The 17,075-nt window shown below is 41.1% G+C and carries 17 protein-coding genes; 9 read left to right on the top strand and 8 right to left on the bottom strand.

All coding sequences use genetic code 11. The features are described 5' to 3' along the window. Positions 1 to 37 precede the first annotated feature (37 nt). On the top strand, positions 38 to 1,663 hold the full coding sequence (gene nadB, locus H5201_RS04580; RefSeq protein ID WP_182717003.1) for an L-aspartate oxidase: 1,626 nt from the start codon (positions 38 to 40) through the stop codon (positions 1,661 to 1,663). Here nadB and H5201_RS04575 read toward each other — a convergent pair. After that, positions 1,623 to 1,994, bottom strand: a complete 372-nt coding sequence (locus H5201_RS04575) for a hypothetical protein (protein ID WP_310736225.1) — start codon at positions 1,992 to 1,994, stop codon at positions 1,623 to 1,625. The genes nadB and H5201_RS04575 overlap by 41 nt on opposite strands. 40 nt (positions 1,995 to 2,034) lie before the next feature. Further along, positions 2,035 to 2,286: a succinate dehydrogenase assembly factor 2 gene (locus H5201_RS04570; protein ID WP_054205400.1), complete on the bottom strand. Its 252-nt coding sequence runs from the start codon at positions 2,284 to 2,286 to the stop codon at positions 2,035 to 2,037. Between the two features lie 130 nt (positions 2,287 to 2,416). Between H5201_RS04570 and ygfZ the strand changes: the two genes are divergently transcribed. Both ygfZ and H5201_RS04560 read left to right on the top strand, forming a co-directional pair. Beyond that, positions 2,417 to 3,328, top strand: coding sequence for a tRNA-modifying protein YgfZ (gene ygfZ, locus H5201_RS04565; RefSeq protein ID WP_182783805.1), 912 nt, complete (start codon positions 2,417 to 2,419; stop codon positions 3,326 to 3,328). Between the two features lie 12 nt (positions 3,329 to 3,340). Next, positions 3,341 to 3,826: a peptidylprolyl isomerase gene (locus tag H5201_RS04560; RefSeq protein WP_182717001.1), complete on the top strand. Its 486-nt coding sequence runs from the start codon at positions 3,341 to 3,343 to the stop codon at positions 3,824 to 3,826. 69 nt (positions 3,827 to 3,895) lie between these two features. Here the strand turns inward: H5201_RS04560 and H5201_RS04555 are convergent, their stop codons facing one another. The 5 genes from H5201_RS04555 to H5201_RS04535 all read right to left on the bottom strand — a co-directional run bounded on the left by H5201_RS04555 (position 3,896) and on the right by H5201_RS04535 (position 9,957). After that, positions 3,896 to 4,348, bottom strand: a complete 453-nt coding sequence (locus tag H5201_RS04555) for a hypothetical protein (RefSeq protein ID WP_149980905.1) — start codon at positions 4,346 to 4,348, stop codon at positions 3,896 to 3,898. 9 nt (positions 4,349 to 4,357) lie between these two features. Next, a complete protein-coding gene (locus H5201_RS04550) occupies positions 4,358 to 5,173 on the bottom strand; it encodes a DUF481 domain-containing protein (RefSeq protein WP_149980906.1) in 816 nt (271 codons plus the stop codon). A gap of 61 nt (positions 5,174 to 5,234) precedes the next feature. Beyond that, positions 5,235 to 5,555, bottom strand: a complete 321-nt coding sequence (locus H5201_RS04545) for an HI1450 family dsDNA-mimic protein (RefSeq protein ID WP_145237630.1) — start codon at positions 5,553 to 5,555, stop codon at positions 5,235 to 5,237. A gap of 107 nt (positions 5,556 to 5,662) precedes the next feature. Continuing rightward, entirely contained in the window at positions 5,663 to 8,779 is a 3,117-nt protein-coding gene (locus H5201_RS04540; RefSeq protein ID WP_182716999.1) for an efflux RND transporter permease subunit, read from the bottom strand. A gap of 11 nt (positions 8,780 to 8,790) precedes the next feature. Further along, positions 8,791 to 9,957 (bottom strand): efflux RND transporter periplasmic adaptor subunit, encoded by a 1,167-nt coding sequence (locus H5201_RS04535; RefSeq protein WP_182783803.1) that lies wholly within the window; start codon positions 9,955 to 9,957, stop codon positions 8,791 to 8,793. 303 nt (positions 9,958 to 10,260) lie between these two features. On the opposite strand from H5201_RS04535, the gene H5201_RS04530 reads away from it, so the two are divergent. The 4 genes from H5201_RS04530 (at position 10,261) to H5201_RS04515 (ending at position 13,105) form a co-directional block, all read left to right on the top strand. Beyond that, the gene (locus H5201_RS04530; protein ID WP_182716997.1) at positions 10,261 to 11,052 is read left to right on the top strand and encodes a crotonase/enoyl-CoA hydratase family protein; all 792 of its coding nucleotides are present in this window, start codon (positions 10,261 to 10,263) and stop codon (positions 11,050 to 11,052) included. A 97-nt stretch (positions 11,053 to 11,149) separates the two neighbouring features. Then, the gene (locus tag H5201_RS04525; protein ID WP_182716996.1) at positions 11,150 to 11,533 is read left to right on the top strand and encodes a CidA/LrgA family protein; all 384 of its coding nucleotides are present in this window, start codon (positions 11,150 to 11,152) and stop codon (positions 11,531 to 11,533) included. Beyond that, a complete protein-coding gene (locus H5201_RS04520) occupies positions 11,526 to 12,233 on the top strand; it encodes an LrgB family protein (protein ID WP_182731870.1) in 708 nt (235 codons plus the stop codon). The genes H5201_RS04525 and H5201_RS04520 overlap by 8 nt, the downstream gene beginning before the upstream one ends. Positions 12,234 to 12,268: 35 nt before the next feature. Continuing rightward, positions 12,269 to 13,105: a mechanosensitive ion channel family protein gene (locus H5201_RS04515; RefSeq protein WP_182783801.1), complete on the top strand. Its 837-nt coding sequence runs from the start codon at positions 12,269 to 12,271 to the stop codon at positions 13,103 to 13,105. A 63-nt stretch (positions 13,106 to 13,168) separates the two neighbouring features. Here H5201_RS04515 and H5201_RS04510 read toward each other — a convergent pair whose 3' ends face one another. After that, positions 13,169 to 15,331, bottom strand: coding sequence for a TonB-dependent siderophore receptor (locus H5201_RS04510; protein WP_182783799.1), 2,163 nt, complete (start codon positions 15,329 to 15,331; stop codon positions 13,169 to 13,171). Positions 15,332 to 15,432: 101 nt separating this feature from the next. Here H5201_RS04510 and H5201_RS04505 point away from each other — a divergent pair, with 101 nt between their 5' ends. Both H5201_RS04505 and H5201_RS04500 read left to right on the top strand, forming a co-directional pair. Next, positions 15,433 to 16,575, top strand: a complete 1,143-nt coding sequence (locus tag H5201_RS04505; RefSeq protein WP_182716994.1) for a PepSY domain-containing protein — start codon at positions 15,433 to 15,435, stop codon at positions 16,573 to 16,575. Further along, positions 16,575 to 17,042, top strand: a complete 468-nt coding sequence (locus H5201_RS04500) for a hypothetical protein (RefSeq protein WP_149980916.1) — start codon at positions 16,575 to 16,577, stop codon at positions 17,040 to 17,042. The genes H5201_RS04505 and H5201_RS04500 overlap by 1 nt, the downstream gene beginning before the upstream one ends. The last annotated feature ends 33 nt before the right edge of the window (positions 17,043 to 17,075 follow it).

Raw genomic sequence — 17,075 nt, 5'->3', positions numbered from 1 at the left:
TTAGTATCTGGGCATTGTAACCGCAAAGACCACGGACATGAACCAAAATAAACACCATATCACGGATGTCGCTATTATTGGCAGCGGCGCAGCTGGCCTCTCATTAGCATTATCTTTAGCTAATCACTGTAAAGTTACCGTGATCAGCAAAGGTGAATTGACGGAAGGTTCCACACTTTATGCACAAGGCGGCATTGCTGCCGTGTTTGATAAAAAGAATGACAGCATTGAATCTCACGTACAAGATACCTTAGATGCCGGTGGTGGTTTATGTGACAAAACCGCCGTGCAATACACCGCAAGTAATGCCCATGACTGCTTGCAATGGCTAATCGAGCAAGGCGTGCCTTTTGATATGGAGTTTGATAGCAAAGGCAAAGAGCGCTTTCATTTAACCCGTGAAGGCGGCCATAGCCATCGCCGAATTTTACACGCTGCAGATGCCACCGGCCGAGCAGTGCAAACAACGCTAATAAGCCAAGTACAAGCGCACCCAGAAATTACCTTATTAGAACAATACAACGCGATAGATTTAATTGGTGATAAAAAACTAGGCCAAAACGGTAAACATATTCATGGCGTATATATGTGGAACCGAGCGGCAAAGAAAGTCGAAACAATTTCAGCTAAGTTTGTAGCCTTAGCAACCGGTGGTGCCAGTAAAGTATACCTTTACACATCCAACCCTGATGTATCCAGTGGTGATGGTATCGCCATGGCTTGGCGGGCAGGTTGTAGAGTAGCCAATATGGAATTTAACCAATTCCACCCGACCAGTTTATATCACCCAGAGCTACAAAACTTTCTGATCACCGAAGCGATGCGCGGTGAAGGTGCTTATTTAAAGCGCCCTGACGGCACACGATTCATGAAAGACTTTGACGAGCGTGAAGAGCTCGCACCACGCGATATTGTTGCCCGCGCTATCGATTTTGAGATGAAGCGCTTAGGTGCTAACTGTGTGTATTTAGATATTAGCCATAAAGATAAAGACTTTATTATTGAGCATTTCCCGACCATTTATGCAAAATGCTTAAGTGTCGGGCTCGATATCACTAAAGATCCAATTCCAGTGGTTCCTGCGGCACATTATACCTGTGGTGGAGTCATGACTGACTTTAACGGCAAGACCGATCTAGATAACTTATATGCGGTAGGCGAAGTCGCTTATACGGGGCTACATGGCGCTAATCGCATGGCCAGTAATTCATTACTAGAGTGCATTGTATTTGCTCACGCCGCAGCAAAAGATATTTTAGCAAAAATACAACATAGTCCAGCATTAAAAGTGCTGCCGATGTGGGATGAAAGCCGCGTAACTAACTCAGATGAAGAAGTGGTGATCACCCATAATTGGCATGAACTAAGACTATTTATGTGGGACTATGTTGGCATTGTGCGTTCAACTAAACGCCTAGAACGTGCGTTACACCGAGTTGAATTACTACAGCAAGAAATTCGTGATTATTATGCAAACTTCCGCGTTTCGAATAACTTGCTTGAACTGCGTAATTTAGTGCAAGTAGCAGAGCTTATAATTCGCAGTGCAATGGAGCGAAAAGAAAGCAGAGGCTTGCATTATACCATTGACTACCCGCAGTTAAATGATAATCCAACGCCCACTATTTTAACTCCGCTTGCTCATGACGAGCAGCCAAAGTAAGACGTTTCAAGCGCACAAAACTCAGTTCATCAACCCCGCTGGCATTAATAATCAGCCAGTGGGAGCTTGCAAAGCCATTAATATATAACCAAACACTGCTTTGATAAACACGGCTTTTGTTGCTGATATGGCCATTTATTTTTAGCGTATTATTTTCAAAACGACATTGCGTAGAATCTAATATAAAAACGCCTTGCTGAGGATGGGATTTTTTATACCAGTGCCAACTTACATAGCCAAAAATAGTACTACTGGCGACACAAATAAATTGCGCTAATACGCTAGTTAAAAATAAGCTATAACACACTGCGAACAAGCTAAAGTAGACCACAAAAGGTCTGTGGTCTGGAACATTATTAGTAACCCTAAACCTATACACGAACTCGGTCTAAAATCAGTTGTACCATCTGTTTAAGCTCAGGATCTTTACATTCTTGATGGCCCATAAACCACGCAAATAGATCGGGATCATCCGCTTCTAGCAAACGTTGAAGAACAGCTTGCTGCTGTACAGATAACGAATCAAATGCCTCATCTACAAATGGCATAAATAACACATCTAGTTCTAACATGCCGCGGCGACAAGCCCAGCGGATACGCGCTTTATTGTGAATTTCAGTCATTTTTTACCTCGTACTAAGTTGCTTAGCAGTTTAACAAATTGCACCTGAATAAACAGCTATTTATGCATCTATACCAGCAGCGCTAACTACGGTATTATACGCGCCTACATTTCTTGTAACGCAGGTTTTTATGTCAACAGTACACGCATGCCCTTTATCACATCAGCTGATCCGCATTAGCGGTGTTGATAAACTCGCCTACCTTCATGGCCAAATTACCCAAGATATTAATAAGCTCAACCAAACCAACTTCTTATGGGCTGGGCACTGTAATGCCAAAGGTAAATTATGGAGTGTAGCCAAGCTCTTTGCTTATCAAGATAGTTACTATTTAGCAGCATCAGCGGTTGAAACCGCTCAATCTTTAACTGAATTAAAAAAGTATGCGGTGTTTTCAAAAGTTGAAATACAAGCTGCTACCAGCAAGTTAATTGGTTTAATCGGTGATGATCTAGCTGCAACCTTAAATGCGTTGAACATTCATTTTAATGAACAAGATAGCGCTTGCGATTTTAGTCATGGTAAAGCACTAAAATTAGCAAAAAACCGCATTTTACTGATGGTTAATGATGAATTTTCACTGCCTGATGAGGTTATCGCCCTTGAAAACGACGCGCTGTGGCACCAACATAGTATTTTAGCGGGTGAGCCTGAGCTCAATGAAGCGGCACTCGGTGAATACGTACCACAAATGGTTAACCTGCAAGCTATCGGTGGAGTAAGCTTTCGTAAAGGCTGTTACACAGGCCAAGAAACCGTTGCCCGCATGAAATACCTTGGTAAAAATAAACGCGCTATGTATATCGTATCAGGGCACAGCGATGGAGAATTAGCTGAACCAGAGCTTGAAACCCAAATGGGTGAAAACTGGCGTCGTGCTGGCAAATTAATAAGCCAAGCCTACAATCAACAAAGTAAAACCTTATTTGGCCTTGTTGTGTTGCCAAACGACAGTGAACCTAGTCAGTTACTGCGTGCAAAACATGCCCCAACGGTAGAGCTATCAATCCTTCCTCTACCCTACTCTCTCGAAGACGAATAAATAGGAGTGACTATGATCGTTGCAACAAATAAAGTGGTAAAAATGCATTATTCAGTTATGGATAATGACAAAAACTCTATCGATAACTCATTTGATGGTGAGCCACTGATCTTTATCGTTGGTACCGGTTACTTAATTCAAGGCCTAGAAGATGCCCTGCAAGGTAAAAAAGCGGGCGACACACTCAGCGTTACTGTGCCACCAGAGCAAGGTTATGGCGAACGCCATGATGATCTGATGCAAGCAGTACCTAAGTCGATGTTTGAAGGTATGGAAATTGAAGTTGGTATGCAATTTCGTGCCTCAACAGATGACGGCGATCAATCTGTAATGATCATTGATATTCAAGAAGACGATGTAATTGTTGATGGTAATAATCCACTCGCTGGCATCACTTTAAACTTTGATGTAGAAATACTTGAAGTGCGTGATGCAACAGCAGACGAGCTAGAGCATGGCCATGTTCATGGTGATGGCGGCTGTGGTCACGATCACTAATATCGACTTAGTGAACTAAACCGACAATAAAAAAAGCGCTACTGCGCTTTTTTTATATCTATAATTTAATCAAACGGGTGTAGGCTCTGCTACTGGCTCACTTATCTTACCCGCCAACGCTGCCAGTAAACCATCTTGGTCGTTAGTTCCCAAGCGATATTGGCTACCATCTTTTAAAGTTAGCTGTACCGCGCTAAATCCTGACACTGTGTATACCCAACCATCATGGGTAATACGTAAGCCAATACCATGACGAAAAGAATTTTCTACTGCTTTAGCTTCAATAATATCCACTAACTGTAACTTATCACCAAACACACCAGGACCAAAACCCCAGCTAATTTGGCTGTCGTCAACTTTAATGGTTAAACCATGGAACAAAAAACCCACCAGCACTAAAATCGCTGCAAATACCATTAACGGCATATCAGCACCAATTAAATACCAAGCTAAACCAACAAAGCTGGCAATCCAACTTAGAATAACAAAAATGAACAATGCAAATTGCTTATGTTGATACATAATACTCTCTTAAAAACTATAAACTAATGTCGCACTTAGTTCTGAATCAAACTTTAACTTATCGTCTTCCGGCTTAGAATTATAACGATATAAATAAGTAAACTTTAATGATACAGCGCCCATTAGTTGGCTGATCAATGATGTTTCTGACTTTAATCGTGAGTTTAATCCTGACAATGATTGCTCAATACTTAAATCTTGATTGAAACGTGTTCGAGTCGAGACCGTACGCTCCCACTGCAGTGCTAAACGTAATAAATAGCCGGTTTTGGTTTTGTCTTGCTCATCTTCAAGCTCAGCATCATCTTGCGCCACCGAGCGGTATAAACCAGGCCCTATATCAAAATCAACTTGGTTTTTTACCCCTTGATACAAACGGTTACCATAACCTGCCGCAAGTGTGCTTTTAAACTCAAGACCACTGAATTCATCTTCTTCATAATCACCATACATAAAGAATGAGGCATTTTTTACCCCAACTTTATAGTTGCCCTGCGCAGAGAAAAATATACGGTTTGCCGAGACTTCATCATTGCCAGTGGTGTCGTTACGATCACGTTTATATAAACTATCTATTTTGAATTGATTACGCCAATTCTCAAGATCTTGATATAAGTTACCTTTGAACTTAAAACTGGTCGAATTAGTATTACCGCGACTAACAATAAATCCAAATTCAGTATCGCCGTATAATAGTTCGCCTTGATGGATTTTATGGATCTCTTCATCTGAGAGCTGACCATACTCATGAAAGTCTTCAAAAGGATCAACCGCCCAGACTCTAAAGCTAAGCAGACAGCCCAACAACAGCAGTAACCTAATCACTGTTCGCTCACTGTGTTGATATTTAAAACAAGGCTGTTTTCACTAAGATACTGCATCGAGATTATTCGCTATCTTTCCATAATATATGACAAAACGGCGCGTCTTTATCACGGCTAATCAAAATTTTAGCAAATAAAATATCTTGATTATCGAATTCAAGTCCCACTAACACCTGAATAAATAATTCTGGCTCTATTTCTAATGCGACAAAATCTTGCCATTGGTCATCAGGCTCACCTTCTTCAATAAAGCCAAGCTCTTCACGATGCTGGTTAAAATCATCAACATCTTGCTCACTAAGGTTATCTGGGGCTAACTCTAAAAAGATATCGTAAGCTTGATGCGTTACTTCTTCTTCACTGTATAAACGGGGTCCTGTCATTGCCATAAACCTTTCATGATGCTAATGCCAGATATAGTATCAAACCTCAGCAAATTTTTGACAAAAAAAAGCCAGGTTTCCCTGACTTTTTTTATACAGGGCTTATTTTACGTTTGCGTTGTCGCTGTGCCCTTTACTTTTTCGCGCATTGACTGCACCAAACTATAAAATAATGGCACCAGCAAAGTACCCAATATAGTCGCGGCTAACATGCCGGCTAGCACAGTGACACCAAGCGATACGCGGCTTCCAGCACCCGCGCCAGTTGCAAATACTAACGGTAATACACCTAATACAAATGAAAGAGCAGTCATTAATACCGCACGAAACCTCATTTTGGCTGCACTAAGAGCCGCATCAAAAATACTCTTGCCGGCAAGCCGTTCTTCCATCGCAAACTCTACAATCAAGATTGCAGTTTTGGTCGACATACCTATAAGCAGTACTAACCCCACTTGTGCATAAATATTATTTTCCATACCCAGTACGTATAACGCTAACATTGCGCCAAACATCGCCAGGGGAATTGCGGCTATAACTGAAAAAGGGATCGTCCAACTTTCATATTGTGCAACCAAGAACAAGTAAACAAAGATAACGGCCAAAGCAAATAGCAACGGTGCCATATTGCCAGCTTCAATTTCTTGTTTAGATTGCCCTGCCCATTCAAATACATAGCCATTAGGTAACTGCTTAGCTAGCTCTTCCATGGCAGCTATTGCATCACCACTTGAGAACCCCGCAGCTGCTTGACCACTGATACTCGCACTACGATATAAATTAAAGTGCTTAAGGGTTGTTGGCCCAAGAATTGGTTCAAGTTTAGCAAGTGTCGTTAATGGCACCATGTCGCCTTCATTATTACGCACAAAATAATGCTGTAAGTCGGAAGGATTTTTACGGAACTCACTCTCAGCTTGCATGATTACTTTATAAGTACGACTAAACTGATTGAAATCGTTAATATATAATGAGCCGAGCTGGGCTTGGAGCGTTAAGAATATGTCACTTAATGCAACCCCTTGAGCCTTTGCTTTATTGCGATCTATCTCTAAAAAGTACTGCGGTACATTTGCTCTAAAAGTACTGTACACATTACTCAAGCTTGGATGTTGGTTCGCTTCATATACCAGACCATTAAGTACTTGCGCCAATTCAGTCGGATCCCGACCTTCACTGTCTTGTAGGCGAAACTCAAAACCAGCGCTATTACCTAAACCAGGAATTGGCGGCGGGTTAAATACCATTATCTGCGCATCTGGCATGGCCCACATTTTCCCCATCAAACGACCAATCACTGACTTTAAGCCTAGTTCAGCACTAGTGCGTTCTTCCCAGTCTTTTAAAATAACAATACCTAAAGCATTATTTGAGCCCGCCCCGCCAATCAAAGAAAAACCGGATACAGCAATAAAATCAGTTGCTGCAGGTTCTTGTTTAATAATGTCACCTATTTTATGCATCACATCAGCAGTGCGACCAGAAGCCGCCGCATCTGGTAATTGCACATCTACAAACACAAAACCTTGATCTTCGGCTGGCACAAATCCTGTTGGAACGCTTTTAGCCAGCCAGCCTGCCACCACAAAAATAACTAAGGCAAAAATACCCACTCGTGCCGAGCGTTTTAAAACAAAGTGGATGATTTTAGAATAGATGGAAGTTGATTTAACAATGCCTTGCTCGACTGGCGCCAGCCATTTTATCGGTTTCATTGACTTTTCTGTTAACAATAGCGCACATAAAGCTGGACTTAGGGTTAATGCGTTAACCGATGAAATTAATACCGCAAACGAAATCGTTACAGAAAACTGCTTATAAAGCTCCCCGGTAATACCAGGCATAAAGCCTACAGGCACAAATACGGCTAATAACACCAAAGTGGTCGCAATAATAGGCCCGGTTACTTGCTCCATCGCTTTAGTGACCGCCTCCTTAATCGGCAACTTTTCTTCTTTGAGGATCCGCTCAACATTCTCAATTACAATAATTGCATCATCTACCACAATACCAATCGCCAGCACTAAACCAAATAAGGTAATTAAGTTAATTGAGTAACCCATAGCCATCATAAAAGCAAACGTGCCCACCAACGATACTGGAATGGCAATAGTTGGAATAAGTGTCGCGCGCCAATTTTGTAAAAACAAAAACACCACTAAAACAACCAGGCCAACAGCTTGAAATAATGTAACAATCACTTCTTCGATTGAGCGATTGATAAACTCTGTCGTATCGTATGGTATTGAGTATTCAACACCATCTGGTAATTGCTTAGCAAGCTCTGCCATGGTGGCTTTAACATCACTTGCCACTTGCGTTGCATTGGCATCGGTTAATTGGTAAATAACTATAAAAGCGGTATCTTGCTGATTTAACTTAGCGTTAATACTGTAATCAGCTGAGCCAAGTTCGATGCGGGCAATATCAGTTAAACGTACAAAGTTACCATCTTGATTAGCACGAATAATTGTTTGGCCAAACTCTTCTGGAGTTTTTAAACGCCCTTTAGCTTGAATTGAATATTCAAACTGCTGACTTGGTAAACTCGGTGCAGCACCTAATTTACCAGCTGCCACTATGGTATTCTGCTCTTGTAATGCTGCTCTAACTTCGCCTACTGTCAGCCCTAACGCCGCCATTTTATCTGGACGTAACCACAATCGCATTGAATAGGTTTTCTCACCCATAACCTCAGCCGATGCCACGCCTTTAATTCGTCCCAGCGGTTCCGTTAAGTAATTTGTTGCATAGTTACTTAAAAAAATAGCATCAATGTTTGCTTGGCTAGAATACAAGTTAATACCCAATAACATTGAACTGGATTTTTTCTTAACCGATACACCTTGGCGTGTTACTTCGCTGGGTAACCCCGGCTCAGCTAACGCGACACGGTTTTGTACATTGACTTGAGCAATATCAGTATCCGTGCCCACCTTAAAGTATGCAGTTATCGTAGCAGTGCCGTTATTGCTGGAGCTGGACTCGATATACATCATATCTTTTACACCATTAACTTGCTCTTCAATGGGTCTGACCACAGACTCTTCCACTATTTGCGCACTGGCACCTGGGTAAACTGCGGTGATCTGTATTTGCGGTGGAGTAATCTCGGGATACATATTAACTGGCAGCAAACCCATGGAAATCAAACCCGCTAGCGTAATCACTATCGAAATGACTAGGGCAAATTTAGGCCGCGCGATAAACGTTTTACTTATCATGTGCGTTTCCTTTAGTTTGCAGCGTCTGATTGACTAGAAATTGTACCGGTGGTGTGATCGACCTTTTTTTCAATTGGTTTAACTTCGACCCCTTGACGTACTTTTTGTAAACCTTCAACAATCACTTGCTCACCTTCTTCAAGGCCCGATTGAACGACCCACATCGCATTAATGCGCCGTCCTAGTTGCACAATGCGCGTAGCAACTTTGTTATCTTCACCCACCACGAGTACAAATTTACCTTGTTGATTTTCTTGTACTGCTGCTTGAGGAATAAGTGCTTGTAATTGCTTATCTTTACTTTCAACAATTAAGGTGACAAACAAGCCTGGCATTATAATGTTTTGTGGATTGGCAAATGTCGCTCTTAATTCAACTGTGCCAGTACTGCGATCAATTTTCGTATCGGCAAAATCTAACTGCCCTTTAGCCCCCAAGTCCGAGTTATTTGGCAAACGCAGGGATAAATCGATTGGTACATTTTGAGGGTTATTAGCACTGTCTTGATGTTTTTGACGATAACTAATGTAATCACCTTCTTCGACCTGGAAGTTAACATAAATTGGATCCACATCGGTCAATTCCGCCAATTCATTTGAGGAAGGACTAACAATATTGCCTACATCGTAATTAACCTTACCAATACGCCCTGCAAACGGCGCTTTAATTTCGGTGTAACTTAAATTTAATTTTGCTTTTTCAAGGCTTGCCCTTGCTGAGATAACAGCCGCAGCAGCTTGCTCATACTTAGTGGTTAATTTATCTAAATCAGATTGTGAGATAAACCCTTGTGCAGCAACTTCTTTACCGCGTTTTAAATCGCGAGATGCGCCATCTTCGCCAGCAAGCTTACTTTTTAAGTCCGCTTCAATTTCAGCAACAGAAGATTGATATTCACTTGGATCGATTCTTAGTAATAACTGTCCTTTTTCAACAAATGAGCCTTCATCAAAATGACGTTCTATTAATTCACCCTCAACACGAGCGCGAATTTTCACTTCCTGATGAGCTTCCGTGCGAGCAACAAACTCTCGATAATTCCCCACCTCTTGGGTAACAACATTAAATACTGAAACCGCAGGAGGCGGAGCGACTTGTTTGGTAGCATTATCATCTGAGCAACCAGCTAAAAAAGCGATTAATGTTGTACCAACAACCCCTTTGATCGCTAATGACATGTAAGTTCCTAAAATGCTAGGCGTGAACCTTTTTAGCATGGTTTATCTCCTTAGTAGCTGCGCGCACTACCTTTATATGTTTATTTTAAATTGTGTTTAAACGCCAAGTTACGTTCAGAGGCTATTATGGGTCGATCATATAACAAGCCACCCGATTAAAAATATAGACCACTTTGTAATCATTTGTATCAGAGGTTCACAATAACAGGCTATAAAATAGCTTGCTTTTCAAACAAGAAAGCCACGCTTTACATCAATTCAATTAGCTCGTAAGCTAAACTGAAACAGGTCAGAGGAGTTGACATGATTAATTTTGAAACACAGCAGGCTATCGCCTTCGTTACATTATCCCGAAAAGATAAACAAAATGCGTTGAATTTTGTCATGTTCAAACAGCTGACAAGTATCATTAAAAAAATTAAAAAAGACCCGACTATCCGCGCTGTCGTTATTCAAGGTGATGGTGAGCATTTTTGTGCTGGACTGGATGTTGCTGCCGTTATGAAAAGTCCCATAAATATTGCCAAGTTGCTATTTAAATGGTTACCGGGTAACTGTAATTTAGCGCAGCAAGTTGTGCTGGGTTGGCAATCACTAAGTGTGCCGGTATTCGCAGTTGTCCAAGGTAATTGCTTTGGTGGTGGCCTGCAAATAGCTCTTGGGGCTGATTATCGGATTGTGCACCCAGATGCTAAATTAGCCATTATGGAAGCGCGCTGGGGACTATGCCCTGATATGGGTGCAAATGTTGTACTACCTAGCTTACTAAAACGTGACGATGCCATGTGGCTTGCCAGTCATGCAGATCCTATTAGTGCTGATAAAGCGCTGCAATTAGGGTTAATAACCGAAGTAAATGCGGATCCAAAGCAACGCTGTTTAGCAATGATCAATACCTTATTAGCTCGCTCACCGGATACTTTAGCGGCAATCAAACGCGTTACCCAACAAAGTTTTAACACTCCAAGAAGACAAATTTTAGCAAAAGAAACCATTAGCCAAATTCGTCTGCTTATTAACAGCAATACAAAAAAGGCCATTGCAAAAGCCAAAGGCGCCGACAACATCGAGTATCAAAATAGTAAACGTTGGTAACAAATTCACTTAATATCAACGCTAAGCAATAAGTCGCATAGTTTTCAACAAGCAAATATGCTGAAGTATAATACGACCTGTAGTGAGTAAATAATCAATGGATCCCCGAACTGTGCTTAAAAAAATCTTTCCTTATTTACTCAGCAGCTGTTTGATTTTGGGTTGCTTGGCGATAGCAAAAATAATCATGCACTGGCTGCAAGGTAGCTTTCCAGCCCCCCTATTAGCGATGCTAATGCTACTTACGTTACTTTTAACAAACGTAGTTAAAGAGCATCACTTAACTCCCTGTGCTAAGCCATTATTAAATGTCATGCCGCTTTTTTTCATCCCTGCTGGGGTTGGTTTTATCGAACACCTTGAAATCATCGCCCTGCAATGGCAATTTCTCAGTGCAGTTTTCATTTTGGTGCCATTGACCAGCTTACTGCTTATCGCAGCAGTGATCAGTGTATTTAAAGGCAGGATTGAACATGATTGATCTATGGTGGTTAAGTATTCCTGTAATTATCACGCTGTTTTTAGGGTTAAGGAAGCTCAATACAACCATTAACAATCCTTTATTAAAAGCGCTGACTAATCCCGTTTTTATCACTATTACGCTTATAGCCATATTACTAGTGAGTTTTTCACTGCCTTATTCGCAATTTGCTAGCCATAGCCAGCTATTAAGCTATTTACTGGAGCCTGCCATTGTTGCGCTAGCATTACCGCTATATCAACAATTTGTGCATATACGAAGAAATCTCCTGCTGATTGTTGGCTGCTGTAGTTTGGGCATAATCAATGCCACTGTGGTTGCAACCTTACTCAGTGCTGCATTTAATGTGCCTGCACAATTAGCAGCTTCTGTTGCCGCCTTATCGGTCACTACTCCTATTACTCTATTAGTCACTGATTCACTCGGAGGCATTGCTTCGCTGGCAGCTGCGATGGTGATTTTTATCGGCTTATTAGGTGCTTTGTTCGCGCTACTTATTCTTCGTCAGGTGGGCATTTATAACCATCAGGCACAAGGCGTTGCGATTGGTACTGCATTTCATGCAATAGGCACCGCCGCCGCACTTGTTGAGCATCCACGTATTGGTGCATTTGCTTCAGTGGCAATGGCACTGAGCGCATTACTTACCGCTTTAATCGTACCATTACTTTATCCTTTTTTGAGTCAAGCTCTGCTATGATGAAATAGTTTAACCACTTTATTTATGGATAATAGATGATCAGTACAGAAATCCAACAAGTTGAAAAATACTACACCATGATCAGTGAGTACCTCGTTAAGTACAGCATGCAATTAGTTGGCGCATTGTTGATCTTGATTTTTGGTTTGTGGGTGGCACAAAAAATATCTAAGATGATTGCCGCTTTAATGGCGCGTAATAATATTGATATTACTCTCACTAATTTTGTCAGTAATGTAGTGAAAGTATTGTTTATCGTTATGTTCATTATTATTGCGCTGGGTAAAATTGGCATAAGTGTCACACCTTTTGTTGCTGCAATTGGTGCCGCTTCTCTTGGTGCTGGTTTAGCATTGCAAGGGATGTTATCAAATTATGGCGCAGGCTTGGCTATTATTGCCACCCGCCCCTTTATTGTTGGTGACACGATTGAAGTTAAAAATGTCAGCGGTCAAGTAAAAACCATTGAGCTAGGTTACACCATTTTGATCAACGAAGAAAAAGTCGAAATTACTATTCCTAACAAACACATCGTTGGCGAAATACTGCATAACTCGTTTAATTATTCATTAGTAAAAGGTGAAATTGATATTGCCTATAATGCCAGTGCTGAGCATGCTATAGAGCTTATAGAAAACGTATTGAAAGACCATGAGTTAGTCGCAAGTGAACCGCTATCACAAGTTGGCATTGAACGGTTTGCTGAAAGTGGAGTAACAATTAGTTACCGCTACTGGGTGCCGACGACGAAAATAATTGAAACCAAGCTGGCCGTAAACGGTGGCGTATATAGTGCGATTCAAGGTGCGGATATTGAAATTCCATTCCCACAACGAATTGTCACAATTAACCAACAAAGTATTGATAGCTAAGCTAGCAATACTGCAAACAAGGGAGCTAATTGCTCCCTTTATTTATACTACATCTTAACTTCATTAAAACTTATAGCGCACATTCGCAGTTACAGTTCTGCGTTGACCATAGAAGCAATCTCCACGCGCTAAACATGATGTAATCACTGTTTTATCCGTTAAATTTTGCGCTTGTAAACTAAAACTATAGTCATCAAAATCATAACCAATCATAGCGTCAAATAAAGTATAGTTATCCGTTTTAATAGGATCATTTAAAACTATATTATTCATTTCAACATAGGCACTTCCATCTGATGTTTCACCAACGTATCGTGCTCCAAAACCCATTTTAAAGCCGTTCAATGACTCAGGTCGCCAAGTACTCCAAATAGATGCTTGCTGATCTGGCAAGGCACTTAACTTTGCACCATCTTCACCAAGAGTATTACTTTGACTAACATAGCCGTCAGTGTATGCATAAGATGCGTAAACATCGACTGTATCCCACGCTAGCTGTGCTTCTAATTCAATACCTTTAACAGTTACCTCACCTTGCTGAACTTGTCCATTAGGGTCAATAAGATTTGTATTACCCACCTGTTCAGCTGGTAAGCTGGTGGTGCGATTTTGCTCTACAATATGATATACGGCGGCCGTAAGTAGATGCTCTGTACCTGCTGGTTGATATTTTAAACCCGCTTCAACTTGCTCACCCGTTTTTGGTTCGAATGCTTTACCGTAAGCATCTTGACCTATTAATGGTTCAAATGATTCACTATAACTTGCATACGGTGAAACCCCTGAGTCAAATAAATACATCAAGCCTAAACGACCGGTGGTCGCATACTGTGACTCACTTTTGCCGTTTTCAGGGTTTGTTGTTGCTTTATCGCGACGTAATGCTGTTGAGACTATCCACTTATCAGCAATTTTCATACTGTCTTGAATATATAAGCCAGTTTGATAAACCTTTGACGAGTCATAATCAACGATATCATCTACCGTTGGTAAATTAGCGACTTGGCCATATTTCGGGTTAAATAAGTCTAGCGTGCCAGCGAGTCCAGAAACAGAGTCGTTATCGGTATAAGCATTTTGATAATCAAGCCCCATCACTATTGTGTGCTCAATATTACCGGTTATTATATTGCCATGAAACTGGGCATCACTGGCAATAGCCCGCGAATCAGCGGAGCTAAGATAAGACACTCGCTTGACGCTGCGCCCATCTTCTAAAAATTTAGGTGGCCAACCATAAATCGTATGATAATCAGCATGACTATCGGTGTAACGCGCAGCAAGTTTAAACTGCCAATCAGCATTAATATTTTGCTCTAAAATCGCAGTGATTGACGCTTGCTCAGTATCATAACGATCAAAACCCGGCTCAGAAACAAAACGGTTTGATGGAATTTTGCCGTTTTCGTTTTCTAAAATAGTGCCTGAGTGAGGTAAGAACGAGGTACTCGTGCCTGATTCATTCTTTTGCCAATTAGTTAATAGCGTTATTTTTGTATCATCAGTGGCATACCAGGTTAATGATGGAGAAAACACAATACTGTTATCTGGCACATAATCGGTTTGCGTATCACTCTCTCGCCATAAACCAATTACTCGCCCTTGTAATGACGCATCATCATTTAAAGCACCAGTAATATCTCCCGCAACTTGTTTACGCGAATAGTTACCAACTTGCCCCCAAAGCTGCCCTGATGTTTCAGCTTCTGGTTTTTTACAGACTAAGTTAACAATTCCACCAATTGAACCTTGCCCATATAGCACTGAGCTCGGCCCTTTTAGTATTTCAATTTGCGACAATCCATAAGGGTTAGTACGAACATTATTATAACTACCATACAACGATTTTAAGCCATCTAAGTATTGTACGGGCGACACACCACGAATAACCGACCAATCGCCACGGGTATCAACACCGTATGGACCGTTATATAAACCAGACACATAACCAATTGCATCTTGAATAGTTAATGCGCCTAGGTCTTCAATTCGCTCTTGCGTTAAAACAGAAACAGATAACGGAGTTTCAATGATTGGCACGTCTGATTTTGCACCAGATGCACTCATGTATGAAATCAAACCTCGTTGACTTTTTACCGTAATAACTTCTAAATCGTGATCTTCACTCACAGCTTGCTGTTCGGCAACAGCATTTGAGGGATTTAACAGTGAAAGAAGAGTCAAAGATAAAATACTTAACGGTGTATTTATTCCACTTAACTGCATTAGTATTCCTTAGGACAAATTGAAATTGCAGGCAGTTTAATAGTACAATTATTGAAATGCAATATGAATGATAACAAATATCATTAACAATAGGTTTCACTATGGCTAAAGTAAGCAAGCGATTTTGGTTTCAATTACATGGCTGGTTCTCATTGCCTGTATGGGTTTTATTCTGTTTTATTTGTATTACAGGCACTCTCTCTGTAGTGAGTCATGAGCTTACCTGGTTAACCAACCCTGCAGCTCGAGCAAGTAATCCTAACAATTTGCCTGCAAAACCAATCGATGAATTAATAGCAGCAGTAGAACAACAACATCCAACTGCTGATATCACATCAGTATTGGTGTATGAACCGTATTTAGTAAACGCTATTATATTTACAGATCACAATAAACCCCAAGCAATTGCCTACGTAAATCAATACACAGGGCAAATACAAGCAGTTAATCAAGGCATCACCTTTATTGGTTTTATGCGCGCGTTACATGGTTGGCTGTTGTTTCCATGGCAATCTGGTTATAGCGTCGGTTATTATCTTGTATCTGCAATGGCAATAGTCATGTTTGGCGCATTAGCCACCGGGCTGATTATTTATAAAAATTTCTGGCGTGCTTTTACTCAGCCTAAATTGCGCTTCAATCAAGGTAAAAAAACCTTATTAAAAGATTTACATAGCTTAGCTGGCGTCTGGTCTATGTGGTTTTTACTCATTATGAGCTTAACGGGGTTTTGGTATTTAACTCAAGCAATTATGTGGCATAACGAAATTGATATTGAAGAGCATCCGCCGCTGGTTAGCGTAGCTGATTTGCCCACTTCTAAAACGGTACCGGCCATCAGTCTAAGTCAGGCTCTACAGCTCACTAAGCAGCAGTTTACTGACTTTGAACCTCATTACATCATGTTCCCAGAACATAGCCGAGGCATGTACAGTATCAGCGGCTCGAACAACACTATTTTCTATGATGACTATGCGTTCTCAACGACGATAAATCCTTGGACAGGCGAATTAGCACAGACTAAAAGCCCCGAATCAATGAACGCTCTACAAACTATTTCTCATATTGCAGACCCTTTGCATTACGGCACAATTGGCGGGATCTGGACCAAGCTAGTTTGGTTTATTTTTGGCGTGATCTTAAGCGGTATGTCTATTACAGGCTTTATGATGTGGCGTAGTAAGTTAGCTAAGACAACAAAGGCGCAGCTGCTAACAACTGACTATATTCAGGAGGCACAATAATGGCGCGACTTAAAAGTACTTGGTGGCAACGCTATAAGTATCTACTACATGCTAGTATTTTAATTTTACCATTTTGGTTTTTATATCAATCAATGATTCTCATATTTCCTGACTCATGGGGCGAGCAAACAATGGGAGAGTTTACCCTTGCACCCATGCCACTTAATATGGCACCCCCCTATAGCCACCATGGTGAATACGTTAAAGATTTTATGGTAATGTTTAATAAAGGAAAAATAGCAGATGTACGCCAAGGTTACATGAATATTGGCCCCACCCCATTACCACTTAGTCAGTTATCAAAAGCCGATGAAGGTATTTTACATGGCACGCGTCATGGTCAACATGTGCACGCTATTGCACCAAAATTAATAACCAGCAAAGATAAGGCATGGATCACACTCCAAACGTGGCAAGGTGAATTGCTAGTTCAAAGCTGGGAAATTCCAAGCCAGTTTATTAACTAACAACAATGGGGAGCAAAACATGCTCCCACGCCC

Source organism: Pseudoalteromonas sp. SG43-6 (genome assembly GCF_014164365.1).
Taxonomy (GTDB): Bacteria; Pseudomonadota; Gammaproteobacteria; order Enterobacterales; family Alteromonadaceae; genus Pseudoalteromonas; species Pseudoalteromonas rhizosphaerae.
The sequence above is the reverse complement of the archived record's forward strand: the minus strand, read 5'-3'. Positions and strand labels throughout refer to the sequence as shown.